At 68.5% G+C, this 24,122-nt stretch carries 23 protein-coding genes; 11 read left to right on the top strand and 12 right to left on the bottom strand.

The features are described from left to right. Positions 1-152: 152 nt before the first annotated feature. Positions 153-797 (bottom strand): DUF7110 family protein, encoded by a 645-nt coding sequence (locus N0B31_RS03325; protein ID WP_260594410.1) that lies wholly within the window; start codon positions 795-797, stop codon positions 153-155. 174 nt (positions 798-971) lie between these two features. After that, complete coding sequence (locus N0B31_RS03320) at positions 972-1,313, bottom strand: glutaredoxin family protein (RefSeq protein WP_260594408.1); 342 nt, start codon at positions 1,311-1,313, stop codon at positions 972-974. Between the two features lie 151 nt (positions 1,314-1,464). Here N0B31_RS03320 and N0B31_RS03315 point away from each other — a divergent pair, with 151 nt between their 5' ends. After that, positions 1,465-1,962, top strand: coding sequence for a LabA-like NYN domain-containing protein (locus tag N0B31_RS03315; RefSeq protein ID WP_260594406.1), 498 nt, complete (start codon positions 1,465-1,467; stop codon positions 1,960-1,962). On the opposite strand, the gene N0B31_RS03310 is transcribed toward N0B31_RS03315, so the two are convergent. Next, on the bottom strand, positions 1,957-2,988 hold the full coding sequence (locus tag N0B31_RS03310) for a hypothetical protein (RefSeq protein WP_260594404.1): 1,032 nt from the start codon (positions 2,986-2,988) through the stop codon (positions 1,957-1,959). The two genes, N0B31_RS03315 and N0B31_RS03310, sit on opposite strands and share 6 nt — an antisense overlap. 115 nt (positions 2,989-3,103) lie before the next feature. Between N0B31_RS03310 and N0B31_RS03305 the strand changes: the two genes are divergently transcribed. The 5 genes from N0B31_RS03305 (at position 3,104) to N0B31_RS03285 (ending at position 8,055) form a co-directional block, all read left to right on the top strand. Then, positions 3,104-3,331 carry a DUF5789 family protein gene (locus tag N0B31_RS03305; RefSeq protein WP_260594402.1) on the top strand — a complete coding sequence of 76 codons (228 nt, stop codon included), beginning with the start codon at positions 3,104-3,106 and terminating at the stop codon, positions 3,329-3,331. Positions 3,332-3,407: 76 nt separating this feature from the next. Next, positions 3,408-3,737 (top strand): transcription factor S, encoded by a 330-nt coding sequence (locus N0B31_RS03300; RefSeq protein WP_260594401.1) that lies wholly within the window; start codon positions 3,408-3,410, stop codon positions 3,735-3,737. Between the two features lie 80 nt (positions 3,738-3,817). Further along, positions 3,818-4,888, top strand: coding sequence for an NAD(P)/FAD-dependent oxidoreductase (locus N0B31_RS03295; protein ID WP_260594400.1), 1,071 nt, complete (start codon positions 3,818-3,820; stop codon positions 4,886-4,888). 289 nt (positions 4,889-5,177) lie between these two features. Next, the gene (locus N0B31_RS03290) at positions 5,178-6,533 is read left to right on the top strand and encodes a protein kinase domain-containing protein (RefSeq protein ID WP_260594399.1); all 1,356 of its coding nucleotides are present in this window, start codon (positions 5,178-5,180) and stop codon (positions 6,531-6,533) included. Between the two features lie 70 nt (positions 6,534-6,603). Continuing rightward, positions 6,604-8,055, top strand: coding sequence for an amidase (locus tag N0B31_RS03285; RefSeq protein ID WP_260594397.1), 1,452 nt, complete (start codon positions 6,604-6,606; stop codon positions 8,053-8,055). 24 nt (positions 8,056-8,079) lie between these two features. On the opposite strand, the gene N0B31_RS03280 is transcribed toward N0B31_RS03285, so the two are convergent. The 5 genes from N0B31_RS03280 to N0B31_RS03260 form a co-directional block, all read right to left on the bottom strand. Next, the gene (locus N0B31_RS03280; RefSeq protein ID WP_260594396.1) at positions 8,080-9,231 is read right to left on the bottom strand and encodes a DUF5305 domain-containing protein; all 1,152 of its coding nucleotides are present in this window, start codon (positions 9,229-9,231) and stop codon (positions 8,080-8,082) included. Continuing rightward, a complete protein-coding gene (locus tag N0B31_RS03275) occupies positions 9,228-10,373 on the bottom strand; it encodes a S26 family signal peptidase (protein WP_260594394.1) in 1,146 nt (381 codons plus the stop codon). Before N0B31_RS03275 ends, N0B31_RS03280 begins: the two co-directional genes overlap by 4 nt. Before the next feature lie 52 nt (positions 10,374-10,425). Then, a complete protein-coding gene (locus tag N0B31_RS03270; protein ID WP_260594392.1) occupies positions 10,426-11,250 on the bottom strand; it encodes a rhomboid family protein in 825 nt (274 codons plus the stop codon). A 184-nt stretch (positions 11,251-11,434) separates the two neighbouring features. Beyond that, positions 11,435-12,460 (bottom strand): hypothetical protein, encoded by a 1,026-nt coding sequence (locus tag N0B31_RS03265; RefSeq protein WP_260594390.1) that lies wholly within the window; start codon positions 12,458-12,460, stop codon positions 11,435-11,437. A 9-nt stretch (positions 12,461-12,469) separates the two neighbouring features. After that, on the bottom strand, positions 12,470-14,701 hold the full coding sequence (locus N0B31_RS03260) for a hypothetical protein (RefSeq protein ID WP_260594388.1): 2,232 nt from the start codon (positions 14,699-14,701) through the stop codon (positions 12,470-12,472). Between the two features lie 289 nt (positions 14,702-14,990). On the opposite strand from N0B31_RS03260, the gene N0B31_RS03255 reads away from it, so the two are divergent. Together N0B31_RS03255 and N0B31_RS03250 are read left to right on the top strand one after the other, a co-directional pair. Then, a complete protein-coding gene (locus N0B31_RS03255) occupies positions 14,991-15,530 on the top strand; it encodes a DUF7344 domain-containing protein (protein ID WP_260594387.1) in 540 nt (179 codons plus the stop codon). Between the two features lie 28 nt (positions 15,531-15,558). Then, positions 15,559-16,062 (top strand): hypothetical protein, encoded by a 504-nt coding sequence (locus tag N0B31_RS03250; RefSeq protein ID WP_260594385.1) that lies wholly within the window; start codon positions 15,559-15,561, stop codon positions 16,060-16,062. Between the two features lie 18 nt (positions 16,063-16,080). Here N0B31_RS03250 and N0B31_RS03245 read toward each other — a convergent pair whose 3' ends face one another. After that, positions 16,081-16,422: a 2Fe-2S iron-sulfur cluster-binding protein gene (locus N0B31_RS03245; protein WP_260594383.1), complete on the bottom strand. Its 342-nt coding sequence runs from the start codon at positions 16,420-16,422 to the stop codon at positions 16,081-16,083. Positions 16,423-16,527: 105 nt separating this feature from the next. Between N0B31_RS03245 and N0B31_RS03240 the strand changes: the two genes are divergently transcribed. Continuing rightward, positions 16,528-17,898 carry a geranylgeranyl reductase family protein gene (locus N0B31_RS03240; RefSeq protein ID WP_260594381.1) on the top strand — a complete coding sequence of 457 codons (1,371 nt, stop codon included), beginning with the start codon at positions 16,528-16,530 and terminating at the stop codon, positions 17,896-17,898. Positions 17,899-17,965: 67 nt separating this feature from the next. Here N0B31_RS03240 and N0B31_RS03235 read toward each other — a convergent pair whose 3' ends face one another. Beyond that, positions 17,966-18,409, bottom strand: a complete 444-nt coding sequence (locus tag N0B31_RS03235; protein WP_260594380.1) for a DUF6653 family protein — start codon at positions 18,407-18,409, stop codon at positions 17,966-17,968. A 92-nt stretch (positions 18,410-18,501) separates the two neighbouring features. Here N0B31_RS03235 and N0B31_RS03230 point away from each other — a divergent pair, with 92 nt between their 5' ends. Next, positions 18,502-20,202 (top strand): acyl-CoA mutase large subunit family protein, encoded by a 1,701-nt coding sequence (locus N0B31_RS03230; RefSeq protein WP_260594379.1) that lies wholly within the window; start codon positions 18,502-18,504, stop codon positions 20,200-20,202. Positions 20,203-20,222: 20 nt separating this feature from the next. Here the strand turns inward: N0B31_RS03230 and N0B31_RS03225 are convergent, their stop codons facing one another. Together N0B31_RS03225 and N0B31_RS03220 are read right to left on the bottom strand one after the other, a co-directional pair. Further along, entirely contained in the window at positions 20,223-21,044 is an 822-nt protein-coding gene (locus N0B31_RS03225; RefSeq protein ID WP_260594378.1) for an ABC transporter permease subunit, read from the bottom strand. Further along, positions 21,041-21,961, bottom strand: a complete 921-nt coding sequence (locus tag N0B31_RS03220; protein ID WP_260594376.1) for an ABC transporter ATP-binding protein — start codon at positions 21,959-21,961, stop codon at positions 21,041-21,043. The genes N0B31_RS03225 and N0B31_RS03220 overlap by 4 nt, the downstream gene beginning before the upstream one ends. A 105-nt stretch (positions 21,962-22,066) precedes the next feature. Here N0B31_RS03220 and N0B31_RS03215 point away from each other — a divergent pair, with 105 nt between their 5' ends. Further along, on the top strand, positions 22,067-23,971 hold the full coding sequence (locus N0B31_RS03215) for an acetate--CoA ligase (protein ID WP_260594375.1): 1,905 nt from the start codon (positions 22,067-22,069) through the stop codon (positions 23,969-23,971). Positions 23,972-24,122: the final 151 nt, after the last annotated feature.

Here is a 24,122-nt window from a genome sequence, read left to right as displayed (position 1 = left end):
TAATTATATCTAATTAGGAGGTGTAAGTGTCTTTCCCTCTATCCCGGTCCCTGGGCGTCCTGAGGCGGGGGTAGAGTGCGCGCATTCGCGTGCGGGCGCACGCGCGAAGCGGGACTCCTCTGGGAGGTGCTGGTCGAAAGAAGCGGTGGAGCTCAGCTGGAGATGAACTTGTTGTCCCGCCAGTTGACCGTACAGTTGTCCTTCTCGGTCGGGTCCTCGACGACCTTGATCTGGGCCGTGCGCTCCTCGCCGTCCACGATGCGGACGGCCTTCAGTTCGTCGTCGACCGCCGCGATGGCGGTCAGCGACCCCTTGTCGGCCGTCTTCGCGAGGCCACAGAGGACCTCGAACATCGGGTACTGGAGCGCGGTGTTCTGCAGGACGGTCTCGCGGTCGCCCTTGAAGCAGGCGTACTCGACGAGTTTGGAGTTCGGGGGCTCCTCTTCCTCTTCCTGTTCACCGAACGCCCCCCACTGGGGGCCGGACCCGGAGCCGGAGCCCGAGGAGCTGGAGCCTCCTCCGAACCCGGGTTCGGTCTCCGGCGGCTCCTCGTGCCAGGTGCCGTCGTCGTGTTCGTACACGCGGTTCTCGGTGACGCTGGCCTTCAGCTGGGCCGTCGGGGTGTACTTCGAGATGTTGTCTTCGGCGGCGACAGCGCTGACGATGAGGGTATTGTTCCGTCGGGTTATCTCTACGTCGGCGATGTCTACCGGCAGGTCTGGGTCCTCGAAGTACTCGTGTACGTCTTCCAGTAGCAGTTCAAGTGTCGAGTGGAGTCTGAATACGCGGCTTGTCATAGTTTCCCTGTCCCAGGGGTTCGAGGCACCTCCCTGACTGCGGGTGCTCATCGATTCTAGGGGTTCCTCACATATATCACCTACCCTTAGGGACGTGAAGAGATGACACACCACGGGGCGGTCCCACCGGGTACCGTCTCTCGCCCCCGTGACGGCCGTCTCCGGGCGTCTCCGCTACGCCTCGAGCGTCGTCGCGAGCTCGTCGCGCTCGTGAAGTTCCATCAGGATATCACTCCCCCCCACGAACTCCCCGTTCACGAACGTCTGGGGAGTGGTCGTCCACCCGGAGTGGCGCTCCAGAGCGACGCGGAACTCGTCCAGCGACTGGAGTACGTCGACCGTCTCGAACTCCTCGCGGTACTCCTGTAGCAGGCGCAGCGCCCGGTCCGAGTAGCCACACTGCGGCATCATCGGCGTCCCCTTCATGAACAGCACCACGTCGTTCGATTCGATGGCCTCGTCGACGATGTCGTCGACCTCCTCCTGCGGGAGGCTCTGGTTGGGGTCGAACGTCATGATAGGTCGGTAGTCTCGGGCGCGCTTATGGATTGTGCCTGTCGGACCGGCTCGAGTGGGGTCTGCGGGGGTGCCTGACCCCACCGTCCCGCGCCAGCCTCCCGACCTCGCATGCAAACATCTTTGCCCGATACCGAACGACTCCCGGTAAGTGCCCCCCATCCACCCGACCCAGCGCGTCGCCGTGCTGGCCGACTCGCAGAACCTCTATCACACCGCTCACAGCCTCTACTCGCGGAACGTCGACTACACCGCGCTCCTCGACTCGGCCGTCCAGGACCGCGAACTCGTCCGGGCCATCGCGTACGTCATCCGTGCGGACTCACCCAACGAGGAGGACTTCTTCGACGCCCTCCGCGACATCGGCTTCGAGGCGAAGATCAAGGACATCAAGACGTTCGGCGACGGCTCGAAGAAGGCCGACTGGGACGTCGGTATCTCGCTGGACGCCGTCACGCTCGCCACCCACGTCGACGCGCTCGTCCTCTGCTCGGGCGACGGCGACTTCTCGCGGCTCTGTTCGCACCTGCGCCACGAAGGCGTCCGCGTCGAGGTGTTCGGCTTCGGCTCCTCCACCGCCGAGGAACTCCGCGAGGCTGCCGACTCCTTCGTCGACATGAGCGAGAACGAGGACCGGTACCTGTTATAGGTCGACGCCGTCGAGCCCGGCCAGTAGGTCAGACGGCCCGATGGCCGCGCTGACGACGACCACGCGACCCCCCTGTGCGAGGCCCACGCTGACCCGCGCACCGTCGTCGCCGACGTCGTCGCCGTCGGCGACCTCCTCGACCACCGTGCGGACGGTGTCCAGCGACGCGAACTCACCCGGGTCGTACACCAGCGCCAGCGTCGTGGACGGCTCCTCGCCCGCGCGCGTCCCGAGGCCGATGGCCCGCAGGCCGTCGAGCACCTCCCGGAGGAGTGGCTGGTCCGCCGGCACCTCGGCGGCCAGCGCCTCGACGACAGCCTCGTTCACCCCGAGGACGAACGGCTCGTCCTCGAGCGTGTCGCTCACGTCGCGGGCTGGTCGGTCGACAGTCACGTAGCGTGCGGCGGGGTCCGCCGCCGCGTCGAGGGCCGCGTACATCGCGGCGCGGCCCCGGAGGTCCGTCGCGAGCGTCGCGCCGACGACGACGCTCTCCTCGGCGAGTGCCACCCCCGCCGTCACCGAGGGGGCGCGCTCCTGGTCCGGTCCGCGGTACTCCGGGAGGGACGCGAGGAACGGCGCCTCGTACGCCCAGCAGTCGTGGTCGCCCCGGGGGTCGAGGCGTGTCCACTCGTCGTCGCGCCGCATCCGGTACTCCTCGCGCAGCGCGCCGGGGTCGAACGACCCCTCGGCCACGAGGGTCAATCCCGCCCGCCCGGCCTCGAGGGACCCGAAGCCCACCGCGGTCAGCCGGGTGAGGTCGCCGAGGTCGACGCTCCCCACCTGCCGGTCGAACCGGTCGAGGAGGCCGGTCACCGACTCCGGGAGGCCGTCGCGGGCCGCCGCGAACCGCTCGACGTCGAGCGAGGCGTACCCCACCCGCTCGGCGCCGAACCGCTCGGTCGGGTCGTACACCCACCGACTGTACGGCGGCGGGCCACGTGTGACGTCGGAGAGGTCGGCACATCCGGCGAGCGTGGCGGTACCGAGCAGGCCACAACACCCCAGCACCGACCGACGTGAGGGCACAGCCACGGGTATCGCGTCGGCGTGTAAGACCCTTCGGGTGACGAGTCGGGGACGGCGCTTACGCATCGTGATAACGACCCACAGAGATTTATACATCGGCGGCAAGCCAGAAGACATGGCGAGCGAGGTCGGAATCGCGGACGTAGAGGAGGTTCTCGAGGGGCTCGACTACCCCCTCAGCCGCGAGGAGGCAGCCGCGGCCCTGGACGGCGTCGCCGTCCAGCGTGGGGGTGGCGAGACGGATCTCGGGGAACTCGTGTCGATGGTCGGCGCCGAATCGTTCGACGACCGGGAGGAACTCCGCGAGGAGATACACAGTTACGTCCCGCCGGACGAGGAGTGAGTCACGGCGGGAGCGCGACGAGCAGGCCGGCGTGGAAACGGTGCGTTTAGAAACGCCGCTCCACAAGGGGGCCACCATGGAGTTCTGTGACGAGTGCGGTTCGATGATGCACACGGAGGGCGACCACTGGGTCTGCCGTTCGTGCGGGTTCGAGAAGCTACGCGACGCCGCGAAGGAGGAGGCCATGACGACCACCGAGGGGCAGAGCGACGGTGGCGTCGTGGACATGTCCGAGGTGGACGACGCCGAGATCGGTCCGACCACGGAGGTCGTCTGCCCGAACCCCGACTGTGACTCCGACCGGGCGCGTTACCAGATGAAACAGCTCCGGTCGGCCGACGAGTCCGAGACGCGCTTCTTCACCTGCGTCAAGTGCGGGAAGAACTGGCGCGAAGACGACCACTAGACGCCGGGACGCGGAGCCAGCCCGTGGGTTACGTCAACCTTACCCGCCTTTGATAGGGGTCCCGTTCCTACCGTGGGTCGATGAGTGACCAGCCGAAGGAGTACGAGGTGACGGTCGTCGGTGGCGGACCCGCCGGATTGACGGCGGCGCTGTACACGACACGACTCGGCCACGACACCGCGGTCATCAACCGCGGCGGGGGTCGAGCCGCGATGATGCTCGACACGCACAACGTCGTCGGCGTGACGGAGGACATCTCGGGCAACGAGTTCCTCGCCACCGGCGTCGAACAGGTGCAGTCCTACGGGGCCGACTACCACCAGGACTTCGTGACCGAGGTGGAGCGCCTCGACGACGGCCGGTTCCACCTCACTGCCGGCAACGTCGAGGTGGTCTCGGAGTTCGTCGTCTTCGCCACCGGCTTCTCCGACGCCCGGCCGGACCCGCCGCTCCCGCGCACGGGCAAGGGACTCCACTACTGTCTCCACTGCGACGCCTACATGTTCGTCGACGAGTCGGTGTACGTGATGGGCCACGGCGAGGCCGCCGCCCACGTCGCCATGATCATGCTCAACTTCACGCCGGAGGTCGACCTCCTCCTGCGGGGCGACGAGCCGACGTGGAGCGACGAGACCGACGAACAACTCCGGGCGCACCCGGTCGACATCGTCGAGGAGGAGATCGAGTCGATGGAGAAGGACGACGACGGCTGGCTCGAGGCCTTCGTCTTCGAGGACGGCACCCGCCGCGAGTACAAGGGTGGGTTCCCGATGTACGGCTCGAACTACAACACCGACCTCGCGGCCTCGCTCGGCGCCGACGTCAACGACGACGGCACCATCGCCGTCGACGACCACGGCCGGACGAGTGTGGAAAACGTGTTCGCCGTCGGCGACGTGGTCCCCGGCCACAACCAGATTCCGGTCGCGCTCGGGATGGGCGCGAAAGCCGGCATCGGCATCCACTACGACGCCCGCACGTTCCCGATGAGCCTCGAGGACATCGAGGCCCGGGGCGGCCTGTCGGCCGACGACGTCCCGGCCGTCTCGGAGCGCCTGCAGGACATCGCGGTCCACCACGAGGGCCACGCCGGCGGGCCGCGGGCCGACGCCGAGGAGAGCGAGGACGAGACGGCGACCGCCGACGACTGACCACGAAACGTTCCTCGTCGGGTTCGCGCCTGCGGCGCAAGCCGCTCGCATGGTACGTGGTGGCTCCGCCACCACGCTACCTCGAAGACGTTCGATTCAAACGGCGGCCCTCGCTTCGTCGACGGCGGCGCAGCCGCCGTCTGCCGGCGGGACCGAAGGTCCCGCTCTGCTCGGGCCGGGTGAGCGTTCCGGGAGTGACCGCACCGCGACCGCACCGTGTCTCTCGACGCTGGTCCCTCGTCCACGCCACTCCGAGAGGCTAAACCGTATCGCGCCCAAGAGCGAGGTGATGACAGGTGGTCCGATGGACATCGCCGCCGCGCCGGGTCCGGAAGTCTGCCCGACGGTCCCCACACAGCGGGCGGCGTATACCGACTTCGAGCGCGCGGACGAGGCCGACGAATCGGCCGCAGCGCCCTGGCCCGGCCGGCTCACGGCCACGGCAGTGACGCTCGAAGGCGTCCCCGTCCGCCTCGCGGAACTCGACCGCCGCAGCACCGTCCCGGCCCGCGAGTTCGTCGCCGCCGTGGACCGCTGGCGCGCGGTCGACGACCACGACCACGTCCTCCCCATCGTGGCGTCTGGGAAACAGCCACGGCCGTGGGTCGCCACCCCCGCCGGCGGGTCCTACGCCGACCGTGAGGCACTGCCCCTCGCCGAGGCGCTCTGGGTCGGGGTCTGTCTCGCCGACGCGCTGGTGTACGCCCACGAGCACGGCACGGTCCACGGCGCGCTCTCACCCGCGTGGGTCCACCACCAGCCGACCGCCGAGTGGGGGTTCCCGCGGCTGGGCGGCCTCGGTATCGCGGGGCCGCTCGCGGCCGACGGCACGGCGACGCCGTACCGCGCCCCCGAACAGGTCGCGCCGGAGCGATACGACCCGGCGGGACCGCTCGTCGACGTCCACGGGCTCGGCGTGACGCTCTACGAACTCCTGACCGGCGAGGCACCGTTCGAGGGCCCGACCGCCCGACGCGACGTGGTCGAGTCCAGACCGATCCCCCCGAGCACGGTCAGGCCGTCGCTGCCGGACAGCGTGGACGAACTGCTGGGACCGGCGCTCGCGAAGCGTCCCGTCGACCGCTACGACTCGGTGGCCGCGTTCCGGAGCCAGCTCGCCGCGCTGCTCGAGTCCGAACACGTCTCCGGCGGTGGGCGCGAGCAGAGTCCCGTCGCCTTCCCGCTGTTCGACGGCGACCGGGCGGAGTGGACCGCCCCCTGCCCGGCCTGCGGGCGCTCGGTGACGAACACGTTCGAGTCGTTCCGCGACCACTGGCGCGACGCCGACCGGTGTGACGGCCCGAGTGAGACGGTGCCCGACCGGGCGACCTGTTCGGCCGACGACTGGGCCATCGTCGTCCAGCGGACCGAGCGCGCCATCGCCGAGGCACCCGAGCACCGGCGCGAGGACCGCTCTGACCACCCACTCTGGGCCGCCCTCGCCTCCGAGTCGGTGACCGCCGTCAACGGCGTCCCCGTCGCCTCGGGAGACGGGTCCTACCCGTGGCTCTCGTACCCCAAGCGCGGCTGGCGCGTCCCCTGTCCGGGCTGTGGCTCGACGGTCTACAACACCCGCTCGGCGATGAAGGCCCACTGGTCCGACGCGCCGGCCTGCGGGCCACCGGACGCGTTCTCGACGCGCTGAGCGGTGCTGTGCGGCCGAGGCACCCACCGGTGCGCCAACAGTTATCAGTCAGCCACGAGTCGGCCCGGACATGCCCATCGACCTCCACCGGAGTGCGACGGACCTCGCGACCGCGGTACGGGCCGGCGACGTGTCGCCGGTCGACCTCGTCGAGGCCAGCCTCGACCGCATCGAGGCACTGAACGACCGTACCAACGCGTTCGTGAACGTGCTGCACGAGGCGGCGCGTGAGCGGGCCGCCGCCGCCGAGCGCGCCGTCGACGCGGGCGAGGACCTCGGGGCGCTCCACGGGGTCCCGGTCGCCATCAAGGACCTCTCGTACACGAAGGCGGGCGTCCCCAACACGGCCGGCATCGCCGCCCTCGAGGACAACGTCGCCGCGGAGACGAGCGTCGCCGTGCAGCGACTCGAGGACGCCGGCGCCATCGTCGTCGGGACGACGAACACGCCCGAACTCGGACACACCCCGCGGACGTACAACGAACTGCAGGGGCCGACCGGCACGCCGTTCGACCCCGAGCGCAACGCGGGGGGCTCCTCGGGCGGGTCGGCGGCCGCGCTCGGAGAGGGCCTCGTCCCTCTCGCCACGGGGTCGGACGTCGGCGGGTCGTTGCGGACGCCGGCCTCGTGTTGCGGGGTCGCCTCGGTCAAGCCCACCCACGGGCTGATCCCGCGCGAGGCGCGACCCAATGCGTTCGGCTCCCACACCCCGTTCGGCGTGCTGGGCCCGATGGCCCGCTGGGTCGAGGACCTCGGTCTCCTGCTCGAGGTGATGGCTGGCCGTGACGACCGCGACCCGTTCAGCGTCCCGAAGCCCGACCGCTACGACGACGTCTCGCCGGCCGACCCCGAGGGACTCCGACTGGCCCACTCGCCGACGCTGGAGACGTTCGCCGTCGACGAGGCCGTCCGCGAGGTCGTCGCGGACGCGCTCGGCACCGTCGAGGACGCGGGTGCGACGGTCGACCCCGCCGAACTCGACGGGCCGGACCGTGGCGACCTGACCTACGCCTACGGCGTCGCCGCCACCGTCCACTTCGCCGTCGTCGCGGACGCCGTCCAGCACGAACACGGCCTCGACTTCACGGGCGACGACGCCGACGACGTCTCGGACACCTTCGTCCAGACGCTCGCCATGGGTCGTGGCTACGACGCGACGACGTACCGCGAGACTGACGAGGTCCGCACGGCGCTGTACGACGCCGTCGAGTCGGCGCTCTCGGGGTACGACGCGCTCGTCTGTCCCACGCTCGCCACGCCGACGCTCTCGCACGACGAACCGTTCCCGACCGAGATAGACGGCCAGAACGTCTCCGGCCTCCCGATGGACTGGATGCTCTCGTGGGTGTTCAACATGACCGGCCACCCCGTCGTCAACGTGCCGGCCGGACTGGTCGACGGGCTGCCCGTGGGGATGCAGCTGGTCGGGCCACGCTACTCGGAGTCGCGCCTGCTCGACGTCGCGGCGCTGTTCGAGCGGGAGAACCCGTGGGCAGGGGCGTACCCACGGGTCGAATCGTAGGTCGGTGCACGAGGAACGTCGCGGTCAGGACGCGTCCTCGACAGGGGTATCGTCGCCTCCGTCCCCCTCGTCGTCGGTGTCGGTGGTCGACTCGGCGGCCCCCGGTTCGCCGTCGGCGAACGGTGCGGGCGCCTCGTAGACGTAGTCCTGTTGGCCGAACACGTAGTACCGTTCACGCTCGGGAGCCTCGAGGACGCGCTCGCCCGTGTCGATGGCGAGGTCGACGAGTCCCTCGAGTGTGTGGACCCGGACGGGGTCCGTCGGGGGGTCGACGTCTGCCGGAGTGATCCACTCGTCGAACTCCTCGCGAGCGCGCTCGAACGCCGAACGCGAGCGTTCGGCCTCGGTGACCTCGAGCCGATCAGTGGAGCGCGCCGCGACGAGGCCGACCAGCCCGAGCAGAGAGAGTGCGAGCAGCGCCGGTGCCCCCGCGCGGCGGAGAGGCCCGTACTCGTCTCGGACCACGACGCGCTCCGTGCTGTTGGTGGTGCGCGTGATCTCCTCGTCACCGAGTACCCGGTAGGTCCCCCCCTCGTCGAGGGTGAGCGTCATCGTGAACTCGCGCGAGCGACTCACCTGTTCGCCGTTGACCGTCCCGCTGACCCGGACACGGGTCAGGACACTGGCCTCCGGCGTGCCGGGCGAGCCTCCGAGCTCCGTCTCGATACGGGCGACTCGCTCCTTGAGCGCGCTCACGTTCGTGCCGAACGGGGCGGTGAATGTCTCGCCCGGGGCGATGGTCGACGACGACGGGCGACCGAGCGGCTCGCTCACGCGCCAGTAGACCACCTCCCGGTCGTCGCGCTCGCCGACCGCCCGGACGACGAGGGTGCTCGAGGAACGGACGGTGAGTTCGCCCTCGCCGGTGGCCTCGTAGCCGTACCGGAGTTCTCCGTCGAGCGTCGGCGTGATGGCGTCGAAGTAGAGCGCCCGGTCCGAGAGGGTCCGCCCCACGCCGAACACGCCGTTCTCGCTGGTGACCGTCGCGGAGTGGGCGTAACCGGCGGTGGACTCCCACGAGGAGACGGTCCGTTCCTCGACGTGCGTCCCGGGTTCGACGTGGGTCGTGTAGGTGAACGCACCGCCGACGAGTGCGAGGACGAGCAGGAGTCCCACGAGCGCGCCGAAGCGGTCACCGACGGCCCGTCGCAGGCGGACGCTCTCACGCCCGCTCATCCCAACCGCCTCCGGACAGTCCCAAGCCACGAATCACGAGCGGCGCCGCGCGAGCGACGGCGGAGGCGGACCGAGCCCCCGCCGACGAGGACCGTCCCGAGCAGGTAGAAACCGCCACCGACGACGGCATCGATGGCGACGATGGGGGCCCACGGGTGGACGCGGTAGAGGGAATCGAGGACAGCGAGTGGCAGGACGGCGACGTACCGGTGCTCGACGAGACTGCGGACGTAGTAGCCCGTCTCCGGCGGTGCCGAGACGGCGAGCGTGGCGTCCCGCTCGGCGGCCCCGTCGAGGACGGTCCGTTCCGGCGACACCACCAGCCCCTCGCTGGCCGGTTCGAGGTAGACGACGGTCGGGAGCAGCCCCGCGTTCGACAGTTGGTAGGTCCGCTCCTCGGTCGTCCCCGCCTCGACGACGTGGCCGGCAGGCGAGTCGCTCTCCGCGCTGACGATGCCGAGGTCCTGTGGGCCACCGGGGAGTACCATCGACCCCGTGAGCGGGACGACGACGACGAGCGTCAGGACGAGGACGAGGACCCGCGCGTCCGTGCCGCCGGCTCCGCGATCGCGGGTCGGGCGCTCGCGGCCCGTCCCGTCGTCGAGTCCGTAGAGCGCGACGCCACCGCCGAGGAGCAACAGCCCGACGGCAGTGGTCGGGACGTCCGTGCCGACGAGTCCCGAGAGCGTGCGCTGGAGGCCGCCGAACGCGCCCTGGAGACCTGTCGCGAGCGTCCCCAGCGCAGGGACGGTCACGACGCTCCCGCCGACCTGCAGCGCGACGGCACGTATCTGGCCGTCGGTGACGGGCGGTTCGCTCCCGTCCTGGTCGGTGAACGGGTTCGCGTCGCCCCGGGTGACGTAGCCATTGGTCGTCTCCTCGACGACGCGGTGCGTGGTGAGGCCGCCGCCGTTCAACTGCTTGGCCTCGTAGACCACCACGTCGTCCGGTCCGACGTCGCCGGCCAGCGCCGGCGGGAGTGCGACGAACCCGTCGCCCGGTTCCATCGTCGGCGCCATGCTCCCCGTCTCGACGTAACTGAGGAGCAACGGCTGGCCGAGCAGACTGCCGGCCACGACGACGAGGACGACGAGCACGGCTGCCGACTGTACGAGACCCCCCACGGACCAGCGCTCACTCACGTCGTCCCACCTGAACGGGCGAACGTTCGTGCGGATGGACAAGTAGGTGACGTTACGCGAGGAGTCCCGCGGCGTCCGCGGCGTAGAGCACCGTGAACGCGAGCGCGTACCCGAGGAAGTGGACGTACAGCCCCAGACCTGCGCTCACGCTCGTGGGCTGGGAGAACGCCACGACCGGCAGGACACAGAACAGCACCCCCGCGACGGCCGCCAGTTCTGCGTCGCCGCCCCGACCCGACCGGGACCCGAGCGTCGGCCCCTCGGCGGAGCGACGGCGGTGCCGACTCACGACGGACGCCAGGGAGAGACAGGCCGCCGCGCCCGCGACCGAGAGCGAGACGGCCGTCGTCGGCAGCGACTGGAGCACCACGAGGACGATACCGGCACCGAACAGGACGAGGCCCCGCCGGTCGACGCCCACGCCGAGTCGTCGCGCGAGGAACCGGCCGAGGAACATCGTCAGAAGTCCGAACAGCGCCATGTTCAGCCCGGAGAACCCGTAGCCGAGCGCCGGACGCCCGAGCGCGACGCTCAGGCCCGAGAGCGCCGGCGGGAAGACGAGGAGGACGGTGAGGAACCCCCGGCGGAACGCCCGCAGGTCGTCCGTCCGACGGGCCAGCAGGTACGCCATCGGGACGACCAGCCCGTAGATTATCAGGTTGGAGAGCAGGTGCCCGGCCGAGAGGTGGACGAAGTGTGCCGTGAACAGTGTCGAGAGCGTGGGGTCGCCGAACGCGAGCGCCAGCGACTGGCGCGTTCCGACCGGCAGCGAGTGGACCCAGAGCAACGCGAGCGGGACGGCAACGGTGGCGAGCGGACCGACCGGCACCGAGTCCCCCGTCCCGAATCGGTTCGGTCGCTCGGAAGACGTCGCCATGTCCCGGCGTTCGGAGACCCCGGCGAAAACGGTACCGCGCCGATTCTCAGTGGCGAGAACCGGGCTGCGCCGGCCCTCGTCAGACTGTCGTGGGCAGGTATCGACCTCCAGCACTCTCGCGGGCGACGCCGTGCCTCGGGTGCCGGCACGCGACTCGACGACCCGGAGGGGTCAGCCCCCCGAGTCAGCCGAGGTAGCCCGCACGGTAGAGGTACACCGCACCACCGCCGAGCACCACCGCCCCGCCGGTGGCCGCCACGAGCTCCAGCGGGAAGCCGAACGCCGTCGGCGGCCCCTGCGGCGTGCGGTCGTCCGGCGGCCCGCCGGGTCCGTCGTCGGGCGTCGCCGTCGGCGGCTCGACGGTGCCGGTCGGGGTCCGCTCGTCCGGCGTCGCCGTCGCGACCTCCGGCGTGGCCGTCGGGGTCGGCGTCGGCGTGGCCGTCGGGGTCGGCGTCGGCGAGGGCGTGGGTGTGGCCGTCACCGGGTCCGTCGGCGGGACCGTCGTGGTGGGCGTGGCCGTCGGCGTCGCGCTCGGAGTCACCGTCGGTGTCGTCGACGGTGTGGGCACCGGCGTCGCCGTCGGCGTCGTCACCACGGGCGGCGCGGGCGGGAGGCCACCACCGCCTCCACCGCCACCGCCGCCACCGCCGCCACCGCCGCCACCGCCACCGCCACCGCCGTTGCCCCCTTGAGTCGGCGGGGCGGTCGGTGGCACCTCCGTCGGTGGCGGTCCGGACGGCTCGGTCGGGGCCGGTGTCTGGATGCCCGAGACGATGGTGATCTGCTCGAGGACGATGGTCTCGCTGGCGACGTCGGTGGCGTCGACGACCATCCCGACAGAGAGCTCTTCGCCCGGGCCGAGCGTGGCGCGGTCCTCCGCACTCGAGACGAACTCGCGGTCGGCCGAGTCGTAGAACCGCACCTCCTCGGCGCCGTCCTCGACGTGGAACCGAGTGGTCGTTTCGCGACCGTTCGTGACCACGAACACGTCGTCTATGTAGGTCGTGGCGTCCGGGCTGACCCCCTGGTCCGTGATGGCGATGCGGAGCTCGCCCGACTCCGAGATGCTCGCGTACTCCCCGTTTGGCCCCGGCGCGGGCTCGACGGTGACGCCGTCCGCGACGGGGTCCGGGGTGAACGCTCCGGTGCCGATGGCCGCGGCTAGGACGAGGGCGACCAAGGCGGCGACGTGGAGCGTTCGGGTTTGCATTACCGAATCTTAGCGATTGTCAACAATATTGGCGGTGCTGTCCTCGATCGTGTTGTCGGCTTTCAAATCAGAGACCCTGTTCGTTGCGTCCCCGGCCAGGAAGAAGTCAGCATCACGTGACTGAATGCTGTCTACGACGTTACCGGTCACCACGACATCGGCACCTGATATCTCTATTCCACGGTTGTTGTCGAATGACTGGGCGTCCGAAAGTCCAGTAGAGTCAATTTCAACATCGTTGTTCCGAATCTCTGTCTCACCGGTATACGTAGCGGCGATGCCTTGGAGCTCAGCAGCCGTCACTGTATTCCCGACGATGGTATCACCGCTGAAATTGCTATTCGAGTATGAAGAGTCTCCCTGCACAGCGATGGCGAATCCGGTGTTGTCGATCGTGTTGGCCTTCACGGTCGCACGGACCGTGTTCGATAGGGATTGAACTCCTCCGTAGAATCCGCTAATGGAGTTGTCTTCAACGGTCACGTCGTCACCCTGGATCGAGAAGGCAAGGTTACCAGAACTTCCATCAAAGCCCTGACCACTACGGGTACCTTCCACCGTGAATCCACTGACGGTTACTGCCTCCATCAGCTCAAAGGTACTGCCTGCGGTCAGATCAAGCGTCGGAGATGCTCCAGATGCCGCTTTGATTGTCACGCCGTACACGCCGACCGTAACGTTGGTAGAGTAAGAATACGTGCCATCCTCAACCAAGATTGTCGCACCTGCTAGCACGTTGTCGAGCGCTTCCCCTATCGAGGCATAGTCTGCCTCTGAGGATGATCCGACACGAACAGTTGCTGGGAACACACGCTCATTCCGGAAGGGTGCGAAATTAATCGGGCCAGCGGCAACATCACCGATGCTCACGCCGTCACCATTAGCCTTGACTGAGGAGTCAGCATCAGTGATTACCGGGTCACTATCCGGACCGCTGGCATCCCCGTAGAAGTTGTTGCGGGCATCGAGTACGTCGCCACTGTAGTTATTGACCGCGTTTTTGCAGTTGGAGAGGAAGTCGTTCTGGCTGACAGTCATCGAACCGGCTGCGCCGCCAGCGTCAACGGCTCCGAACACACCTTCGAGACCACACGCGTCAAAGATATTGCGAACGACCTCGACTGAACCCCCTTCCGTGCCGCCGATGGCGGCACCGCAGTTGCGGAACGTGTTCCCTTCGAAGGTAATCTGGTCACCACCTGCCCAGGAGCCGCTGTAAAGGTCGACGAACTCGTTGTTAGCGACAGTAGCGCCCACACCGAGGTCGAAGCTCGACGTAGTGTCGTCGAACGAGATGGCCGTCGAACCATCGGTGTTCGATTTCCCAGCCCCGAGTACGGTGTTTGCCGTGACAATCACGTCGCTCGCATGACCGATGTTGATAGCGGCACCGTTAGGTCGGAATGCAGACGCTCCGCCGAGGGAGCTCGGTTCGTCTACGCCGGTCGAGGGGTCGGTGATATCAAACGTGAAGCCGGTCACCGTGTGTCCCCGCGTATTTGGTCCGAAGGCAATACCGCCGACGAGCGTCGGCGAGGCACTATCAGAAGCCGGGCGGAAGGCGACGCGGTCCACATCTACCAGAACGTTCTCTTCGAAGGTCTGGTCGTCGACCAGAATAGTCTCACCCGTGGAGACTGCGTTCGCCGCAGCCGCAATCGAGCGGAAGTCGGCGTCGTCAGCTGTCTTGGAGACGTAAAGCACGCCGTCCTGACCGGGTGCAGTCTGCGACTGCGCATAGTCCGCATAGAACGTCACGGTTGACAGAATCTGCGTGTCACTCAGGTCTGGCTCCCCTTCGGTATCGACCTCGATATCGAGGACGAGCGACTCACCAACCTCAAGCACGACGGCGTTGCCGCTCCCCTCGACAGAGTCTCCATTCGCCTCAAACGTGACCACGTCGGAGTTCGAACCATTACCGTCCGTGTCCTCCACGTAGAACCCGACGGGCTGGGTTCCCTGGTTCATCACGCGCAGGACCTCGTCAATCTGCGTGACGGCATTGGGGTTCACGCCGGACCCGCTGTCCGTCGAGAGGTCAAGGCCGACCTCGCCGTTGGAGTTGGTCGAGACGTACGCGTCCCCGTTCGGGCTGTCCGCAGCCTGAATGGAGAGCAGCGCGCCCGCGTCGCCAGCCACGTTGACGACCGCGTCACGCGTCGCCGTCACACTCGTGAACGCGCCCGTCCCCGCGAGGGTGCCGGCGCCCGCCGCGATACTACCGAGACCGATCAGCACGTTGCGTCGGTTGAATTTCATGGTTGGTTGAACGTGCCCCGCCACACCCCGCCCGACTGCCCGGTCGGTCGGCCGTGGTTCCGGTGGACACTTGGTGCGACCATCCCACTATACGGACTTTGTATTGGGGCGACAGAAGAACGGATGGCACCGCCTGAAGGTGCCTGGGTCGCCGTTTAACCGGTGGTTCAACCGGCGATGAGAGGCCATTGAAATCCCCCCTCTTGTCGTATGCGTAACACTCTTCAACGCCTGAATTATCATGTGACTCAGTAGGGGGATTCAGTCAGTGGGAACGAGTCAGTCGGATCCGAGTCGGACGTTCGAGTTGTTGAGCAACCACAGACGGCGGTACACGTGGCATCACTGCAAGCGGGTGGAGGATGCGGTCCCGCTCGGCGACCTGGCCGAGCAGGTGGCCGCGTGGGAGAACGGCAAGTCGGTGGCCGAGATCACGTCAGCCGAGCGAAAGCGCGTGTACACGTCGCTCCAGCAGACGCACCTCCCGAAGCTCGACGACGCGGACGTCGTCCAGTTCGAGGACGGCGTCGTGGAACTCGGCGAGCGCGCGGACGAACTCGAGGTGTACGTCGACGTGGTCGACGGTGACGACATCCCGTGGAGCGAGTACTACCTCGGGCTGACCGCCGTCTCGAGCGCGCTCCTCGCGGGCGTCTGGCTGACGGGGGCGACCGAGGGCCTCGTCTCCGGCCTCGGGTGGGCGGCCATCGTCGTCCTCGCGTTCGCGTTCTCGGCCCTCGCCCACCTCCTGACCGACCGAGAGCGTCGTCTCGGAACCGACGCGCTGCCGCCGGAACTCGAAGAGTGATGCGGTCGACAGCTACCTCCACCATCCGATGAAGGACCTCCAACGCCGTGCGGGCCTGGTGCTCGCAGCCGTCGGTGTACTGCTCCTGGCTTCTGCGACCTACGGGGTGACCTCGCTGGCCGCCGACAGGGCCGTCGACATCGGGACCGCCAGCGACGACAGCGCGCTGCTCTCTATCGACGACGTGGGGACGGGCACGGTAGCGAACGGGGCGACCGAGGACGACGCCGTGACCGTGCTGAAGCTCACGAACACGTTCGAGAGTCCGCTCGACACGCTGGGGGTCACCATCGACAGCGTCGGCGACACGAACGTCGATAGGAGTGACCTCTCCGTCACGCATCCGACGAGCCTCGGGACTGGGTCGACGGAGTCCGTCGGCCTCTACTGTTCGGGCTCGAACGACGTGCAGAGCGACGGGACGACCACCGTGACCTTCGACATCGTGGGGAGCGGCGAGGGCGTCTCTATCGAGACGAGCGAGGAGGTCTCTGGCGTCGAAGTCGACTGTCCGTCGTCCAGCACGACGTAGAGGAGACGCGGCTCCGATTCAGTCGTCGTCGAACGCCGCACCGGCCTCGGGGCCGTCTGCCGCGTCGTCCTCGATGCTCGGCGGATACTTCCCCCGGTCCAGTTTCAGATCCGAGGCGGGTCGTGCCATGCACGTCAGCGCGTAGCGCTCGGCCTCCTCCTCGGTCAGTCCGCGCGCGACGGCGACCGCCTGTTCGACCTCGCCCTCGACGATCTCCGCCGAGCACGCCAGACACATCCCCACCCGGCAGGAGTACTCCTGCGCGATGCCCTCCTCGATGCAGCGGCTGAGGATGGTCTGCTTGTCGGAGACGGTGATTGTCTCGCCCGTCCCGACGAACTCCACCTCGTAGTCGGTCATGTTCGCGCTTGGTCGAACCCGCACAAAACTCTTGTCAGAGTCCGTCGCCACCCGGCGGCTACTCGGCTATAAAGAGTTTTGCCGGTCGGGTCACGAGAGTGACCAATGACCACCTACACGCCCGACGTCGCCGTCGTGGGCGCCGGGACGGTCGGCTGTTACGCCAGCGCGAAACTGGCCGACGAGGGGGTAGACGTCGTCGTCGTCGAACGGAAGGACGAGGACGAGGCGGGCCACATCGCCTGCGGTGACGCCCTGAAGGGGGCGGATAACTTCCCCGAAACCATCCCGAAGTCGCAACTGGAGCCGGCCATCACGAACTCGGTGGTCGACCACGGCCGCTTCGAGATCCCCTCCGAGGACGCCGTCCTCGACATCCCCGTACCGGGCGAACTCGGCGTCATCGACCGCTACAAGTACGGCCGACTCATCATCGAGGGCGCGAAGAAGAGGGGCGCCGAGTTCCACTACGATACCGTCGTCAACGACGTCGTGCAGGACGACGACGGCCGCGTGACCGGGCTGAAGGCCATGCAGAAGGGCGACCCGGTCACCTACGAGACCGACTTCGTCATCGACGGGACCGGTGCGCTCTCACTCCTGCAGGACAAGGTCGACCTCTCGCACGCCACGTTCGACACCAACGTCCGGTTCTCGCAGTTCTCCTCCGCGTACCGCGAGGTCCTCACGGTGGACGAGCCGGTCGACTACCACGACGCGCTCGTGTTCAAGCCGACCGAGCGTGCGGCGGGCTACCTCTGGTACTTCCCGCGCACGCCCACGGAGATCAACGTCGGCCTCGGCTTCCAGATGAACGAGGAGCCGATGAAGCTCGTCGAGGCGCTCAAGCGCGACGTCCGCCAGCGGCCCGAGTTCAAGAATGCCACGGTGAAGGACAAACTGGGCGCGTCGCTCCCGACCCGCCGCCCGTACGACTCGGCCACGGCGCCCGGGTTCATCGCCGCCGGTGACGCCGCCGCCCACGTCAACCCCACCACGGGCGGGGGCATCGCCGGCGCCGCGTACTCCGCGACCTACGCGGCCGAGCAGGTCCTCGAGGCGCTCGCCGAGGAGGACTACTCGGAGGACCGCCTCTGGAACTACAACGAGCGCGTGATGGAGCACTTCGGCGGGCGGTACGCCGCCCTCGACGTCTACAACATCTTCTCGACGGCGTACGACCTCGACGACTTGATGAGCATGCTCGCGGCACTCCCCGGCGAGCAGCTCTCCGAGGCGCTCTACTCCGGGTCGACGGGTATTGGCCCGCTGCTCGCGCTCAAGACGCTCTGGAAGTCCCGCGGCCACTGGGGGACGATGTTCGACCTCTACAAGGCCAAGCAGAAGGCCGACGAACTGCTCGCACACTACGAGACGTACCCGTCCACGCCAGCCGGGTTCGACACGTGGCGCGCGCAGCGTGACACGCTGATGGACGAGGTGTACGGCACGCTGGGCGCGGAGCCCAAGTACTAGGGCCCGCTTCTCGAACCGCTCTCGGCGCCGCTTCGCATCGCCATGCGTAGCCTGCGGTCTCCAGTCGTCACGCCGTGTCCTGCTGTCCGTCGTACCACCGGACCAGTTCCCCGACGAACCAGAGCTTCAGCACCATCGTGGCCGCGGTGCCGACGACGGTGCCCTTCGGGTCGCGGGTGAGGGCGGCGTAGAGGGCGTAGACGGAAGCGAAGACGTTCAGCCCGTTCAGCAGTTGCGGGTACTCGAGCCCGAACAGCGGACGGCCGGAGTCGGTCCACGCCTCCTCGGCGCGCACGACGCGGTACATGAACTCGTCCTGCTGGTCCTCGGTCGGTTCGGGGAACAGGACGGGGTTGACGACGAGGAACGCGAGCGTGGCGAGGAGGAGACGCGGCTTGCGCAGGTAGATGGCCGCCATCAGGACGGGCGTCGTGAGCAGTCGCGACCACCCGCTCTTGGGGTTGGCGTGGCGGTTCCAGACGGATCCGGGGAGGAGGGAGCGGTCTGACACAGCGGGAGTGGTGGCGCGGCGTGGCAAAAGCGTGTCCGGTACTGCCGGCCCGCACACTAAACTTGATACGCGAGGTCTCCGAAGTGCCGCGCATGTTCGACGAGGACGACCTGACAGAGATACGGGCCGAGCGCGAGGAGTGGGAGGAGGAGACCCTCGGCCCGGTCCTCGACGCGCACGGCGAGCGCAAGGAGCGGTTCGCCACCGTCTCGAACCACGAGGTGGACCGCGTCTACACACCCGACGACATCGCCGACCTCGACTACAGCGAGGATCTCGGGATGCCCGGTGAGCCGCCGTTCACGCGGGGCGCGTACCCGACGATGTACCGCGGCCGGACGTGGACGATGCGGCAGTTCGCCGGCTTCGGCACCGCCGAGGAGACGAACGAGCGGTTCCACTACCTCGTCGACGAGGGGCAGACCGGTCTCTCGACGGCGTTCGACATGCCCTCGCTGATGGGAATCGACTCGGACCACCCGATGAGCGAGGGCGAGGTCGGCAAGGAGGGCGTGGCCGTGGACACGCTCCGTGACATGGAGGTGCTGTTCGACGGCATCGACGTCGGCGAGGTGAGCACGTCGTTCACAATCAACCCGAGCGCGGCCGTCATCTACGCGATGTACATCGCGCTGGCCGACCAGCAGGGCGTCCCCCGCGAGGAGATCCGCGGCACCCTCCAGAACGACATGCTGAAGGAGTTCATCGCGCAGAAGGAGTGGGTCATCCCGCCCGAACCCTCGCTGGACGTGGTGACCGACACCGTGGAGTTCGCCGTGGAGAACACCCCGAAGTTCTACCCCATCTCGGTCTCGGGCTACCACATCCGCGAGGCCGGTAGCACCGCGGCACAGGAGGCCGCGTTCACGCTCGCGGACGGCTTCGCCTACCTCGAGGACGCGATGGAGCGTGGACTCGACGCGAACGAGGTGGCCCCCCTCCTGTCGTTCTTCTTCAACTCGCACAACTCCGTCTTCGAGGAGGTGGCGAAGTTCCGTGCCGCCCGGCGCATCTGGGCCGAGAAGACGAAGGAGTGGTACGACGCGGAGGCCGACGCCGCCCGGCGCCTGAAGTTCCACACCCAGACCGCTGGCCAGTCGCTCACCGCCCAGCAGCCGCTGAACAACATCATCCGGGTGACCCTGCAGGCACTCGCTGGCGTCCTCGGCGGGACCCAGTCGCTCCACACCAACAGCTACGACGAGGCACTCGCACTGCCGAGCGAGGACGCGGTCCGGGTGGCGCTCCGGACCCAGCAGATCATCGCCGAGGAGTCCGGCGTCGCGGACATCGTCGACCCGATGGCGGGCAGTTTCGCCATCGAGAAGCTCACGTTCGAGATGGAGGCCGAGATCCTGGCGTACATCGAGGAGATACGCGAACTCGGCGACGGGTCGGTCCGCGACGGCGTCCTCGCCGGTATCGAGGAGGGCTACTTCCACCGCGAAATCCAGGAGGCCTCCTACGAGTACCAGAAGCGCGTCGACAGCGAGGAGGAGGTGATGGTGGGGGTCAACAGGTACGTGAGTGACGAGGACACCTCCCCCGAGATCCTGAAGGTGGACGACGAGATCTCCGAGAAACAGCTCGCCCGGCTGGAGGCGGTCAAGGAGGAGCGCGACGACGACGAGGTCGAGCGGACGCTCGGCGCGCTCGACGAGGCCATCGAGCGCGACGAGAACGTGATGCCGGCCATCATCGACGCGGTGAAGGCCTACGCCACGATGGGCGAGATCATGCAGGTGTTCCAGGAACACCACGGCGCGTACCAGGAGCGCATCGGACTGGCCTGAGTCGGTCCTGCGGCCCCCTTCTAGAGCACGTCACGCTGTCGCCAGTAGAGGTAGCCACCGACCGGCGCGAGCAGCGCCCACCCCAGGAGGACCGCCGCGCCGAACCACGGTTCGACGACGACGCTGTCCACGTTCGGCCCGGGGCGTGTCAACAGCGGGTGGAACTCCACGTTCGTCGGAGCCGCCGTCACCGCGACGTAGGCGTTGATGGGGTTGATCCGCCCGAGTTCGAAGTACCACTCCGGGCGCGGGTACTGGTCGTCAAGTCGGGAGAGCAGGACGAACTGGAGGGCGGGCCAGCCGACACGGAACAGGATGAACGCGCCGATGGCCGCGGCCACCGCACGGGTGTCCGAGTCCGCGATGGCCGAGCAGGTCAGTCCGACCCCGACGAACACCAGCGCGAAGGGGATGCCTGCGAGTCCGAGGACCATCGTGTCGAGGAACGACCCGTCACGGTAGCCGAACGCGACGACGGCCGCGGCGGCGAGCGTCCCCACGAGCAGCGGGACCAGCACCACCAGCGACCGGGCGACGTACTTCCCGAGGTAGGCGTCGGCGCGTGAGTTCGGGAGGCCGAGGAGGAACCGCACGCTCCCCGTGGTTCGTTCGCCGACGATGGCGCCGTAGGTACCGACGAGGGCGACGACGGGGACGACGAACGAGAGGACGGACCCGAGCACCACGCTCCCCGCTGAGTTGTCGGGTCGCGTCGCCGAGATGACGACGATGCCGACGGCGACGCCGACGCTCGCCAGGAGGAGCAACACCGCCACCGTGGGGGCCGCTCGCGACCGGTAGGCGCTCCGCATGTCCCGGCGGACCACGTCGCTCCAGGTCACGCGTCACCCGCCTCCGTGTAGGCCGAGAAGACGTCACCGAGCGACGCCTCGCGCAGTCCGAAGTCCTCGTAGACACCCGCCGCGTCGACGCGCGAGAGCACGTCGAGTTTCGTCCGGCCGTCCTCGCACGCCACCTCGAGGTGGCCATCCTCGCGGACGGCGTCGGTCACCCCCGGTGTGGAGCGCAGGTCCACCAGCAGCCCGTCCGGGACGTCCGAGACCCGGACTCGGAGGGTAGTGCCGGCGCCGAGTTCCCGGCGCAGGTCGTCCACGTCGCCGACGGTGGCGAGGCGGCCGTCCAGCAGGATGCCGACGCGGTCGGCGACGGCCTCGACCTGTTCGAGGATGTGCGAGGAGAAGAACACGGTCGCGCCGCGGTCGGCCTCCTCGTGGACGATGGTCTGGAGACGGCGCGCGCCGTTCGGGTCGAGCCCGGTCGAGGGTTCGTCGAGTATCAGCAGGTCGGGGGCGTCGACGAGGGCGACGGCGATGGCGAGGCGCTGGGACATCCCCTTCGAGAAGTCGCCGGCCCGGCGGTCGGCCGCAGCCAAGAGGCCGACCCGTTCGAGCAGTTCGTCCGGGTCGTCGCTCGCATCGCGGACGGCGACCGCGTGTTCGACGTGTTCGCGCGCGGTCAGCGACGGGTAGACGCCGTATCCTTCGAGGAGCGACCCGGTTCGTTCGCGGACCGCGACGCTGTCGCCGACCGCGTCGAGCCCGAACAGGGAGACCGAGCCGCTCGTGGGGCGCGTGAAGTCGAGCAGGCAGTTGATGGTCGTCGACTTGCCGGCGCCGTTGGGACCGAGGAAACCGAACACCTCGCCGCGTTCGACCTCGAACGAGAGGTCGTCGACGGCGTGGACGTCGCCGAACCGTTTGGTGAGCGAGTCGACGCTGATGGCTGGCTGGGAGGGCACGTGTCGGACGCCCGTCGAGTCGGAGCATAGGTCTTGTCCTCGCCGGCCGGTTCGAAGCCGTGGTTTGACAGAACTTTTATCGGACAGATTTCCGAATCGGGAGGCGTGACAGGGAGGACCGACGGCCGCGAGCGACCACGACGTGTCGAGCCCCCGGCCTCGTTCGTCGAGACGGCGAACGTGACCAGCGAGGTCAGGGAGGCCTTCGAACGCGAGGGCCACGAGGCGTGGCGACGGGCGGCCGACCTCCTCGAGTGGTCGAGCCCCCACGAGACGGTGCTGGACAGGGAGGCGGAGTCGCTGACGTGGTTCGCTGGCGGCCAGCTGAACGCCGCGTACAACTGCGTCGACCGCCACCTCGCCGAGCGGAAGAACTCCGTCGCCATCCGGTGGGAGGGGGCCGACGGCGAGACGCGGGTCTACACCTACCTCGACCTCTACAACGAGGTGAACGCGGCAGCTGCGGCGCTCCGTGGCCTCGGCGTCGGCGAGGACGACGTCGTGACGCTGTTCATGCCCGGTATCCCGGAGCTACCCATCACGATGCTCGCCTGCGCGCGACTGGGTGCCCTCCACAACGTCGTCTTCGCGGGCTACTCGGCCGACGAACTCCGCGCGCGACTGGAACGGACGGGTTCGGGCTACCTCGTCACCTGCGACGGCTACTACCGGCGCGGGAGCGCGGTCAACCAGAAGAACAAGGCCGACAACGCCCGTACCAGCGTCGAGCACCCCGTCGAGACAGTGGTGGTGCCGCGGCTCGACGACCCGTACCTCTCCGAGGGGCAGCACGACTACGAGGACCTCGTCGACGCCCACGCTGGCGACCGGGTCGACCCGGTCGAACGCGCCGCCGAGGACCCGCTGTTCGTCACCTACACCTCGGGGACGACCGGCGAGCCCGACCGTGTCACGCACACGACTGGAGGGTACCTCTCGCACGTAGCGTGGACGAGCCACGCCGTCCTGGACATCGAGCCGCGTGACACCTACTGGTGTGCCGCGGACGTGGCGTGGATCACGGGGCACTCCTACATCGTCTACGGCCCGCTCGCGCTCGGCGCGACCACGATGCTCTACGAGGGCGCGCCGGACGACCCGGAGCGCGACCGGGTGTGGGAGCTCGTCGACCGCAACCGCGTCGACGTGTTCTACACCGCCTCGACGGCCGTCCGCTCGTTCATGAAACACGGCGCGGAACACCCGTCGGCACACGACCTCTCGTCGCTCCGGTTGCTCGGCTCGGTCGGCGAGCCGATGGACGCCCGCGCGTGGGAGTGGTACTACGAGTCGGTCGGCGGTGAGGAGTGTGCCGTCGTGGATACGTGGTGGCAGACCGAGACCGGGGGTATCCTCGTCTCGACGCTCCCGGGCGTCGACCGGGCGAAACCGGGGAGTGCCGGGCCCGCCATCCCCGGCGTCGAGGTCGACGTGGTCGACGCGGGCGGCGAGTCCGTGGCGCGCGGGGAACCCGGCCACCTCGCGGTGACGGCACCCTGGCCGGGGATGCACCGCGGGCTGACCGAGGCGGCCGCCGCCGAGGGCGAGGACTGGGCGTACGTCACGAGCGACCGGGCCATCCTCGACCACGAGGGGTACGTCACCTTCCTCGGACGCGAGGACGACACCGTCACCGTCGGCGACACCGACTACGGTCCGGCGACCATCGAACGCGTCGTCCTCGAGGTCGAGGGAGTCGCCGAGGCGGCCGTCGTCGAGTCCCACCAGGAGGGTGGTCGTGCCGTGGTCTACGTCTGCACCGAGCGCGGTGTGGAGGGTGACGCGGCGCTCACAGAGCGCATCGACCACCACGTCGCGGAGCGACTGGGCGAGGACACCCAGTTCGCGCGCATCGTCGTCGCCCCGGACCTCCCCAAGACTCACTCGGGCAAGATCATGCGGCGGCTGCTGTCGGCCGTCGCCGACGGCGAGTCCTACGGCGACACGAGTGCGCTGCGCAACCCGGAGGCCGTCGGGGAACTGGAGACGGTGTCGGGCGACGGCGACTGATTTCGCGTCGCCGTTGGACGGCGAAACCGTTCGTGCGAGTAGCCCCGTCGGGTCGGCGTCTCTGCCCTGCTGTGACCCAGAGTCGAGAGCTCGAACCGGCGAGGGGACGGACCTGCCATCGCCGAGCAGGTGTCTCGGACCCCCCTGAACG

This window comes from Salinirubellus salinus (genome assembly GCF_025231485.1).
GTDB lineage: Archaea > Halobacteriota > Halobacteria > Halobacteriales > Haloarculaceae > Salinirubellus > Salinirubellus salinus.
This window is presented reverse-complemented; position numbering and strand designations above follow the sequence as displayed.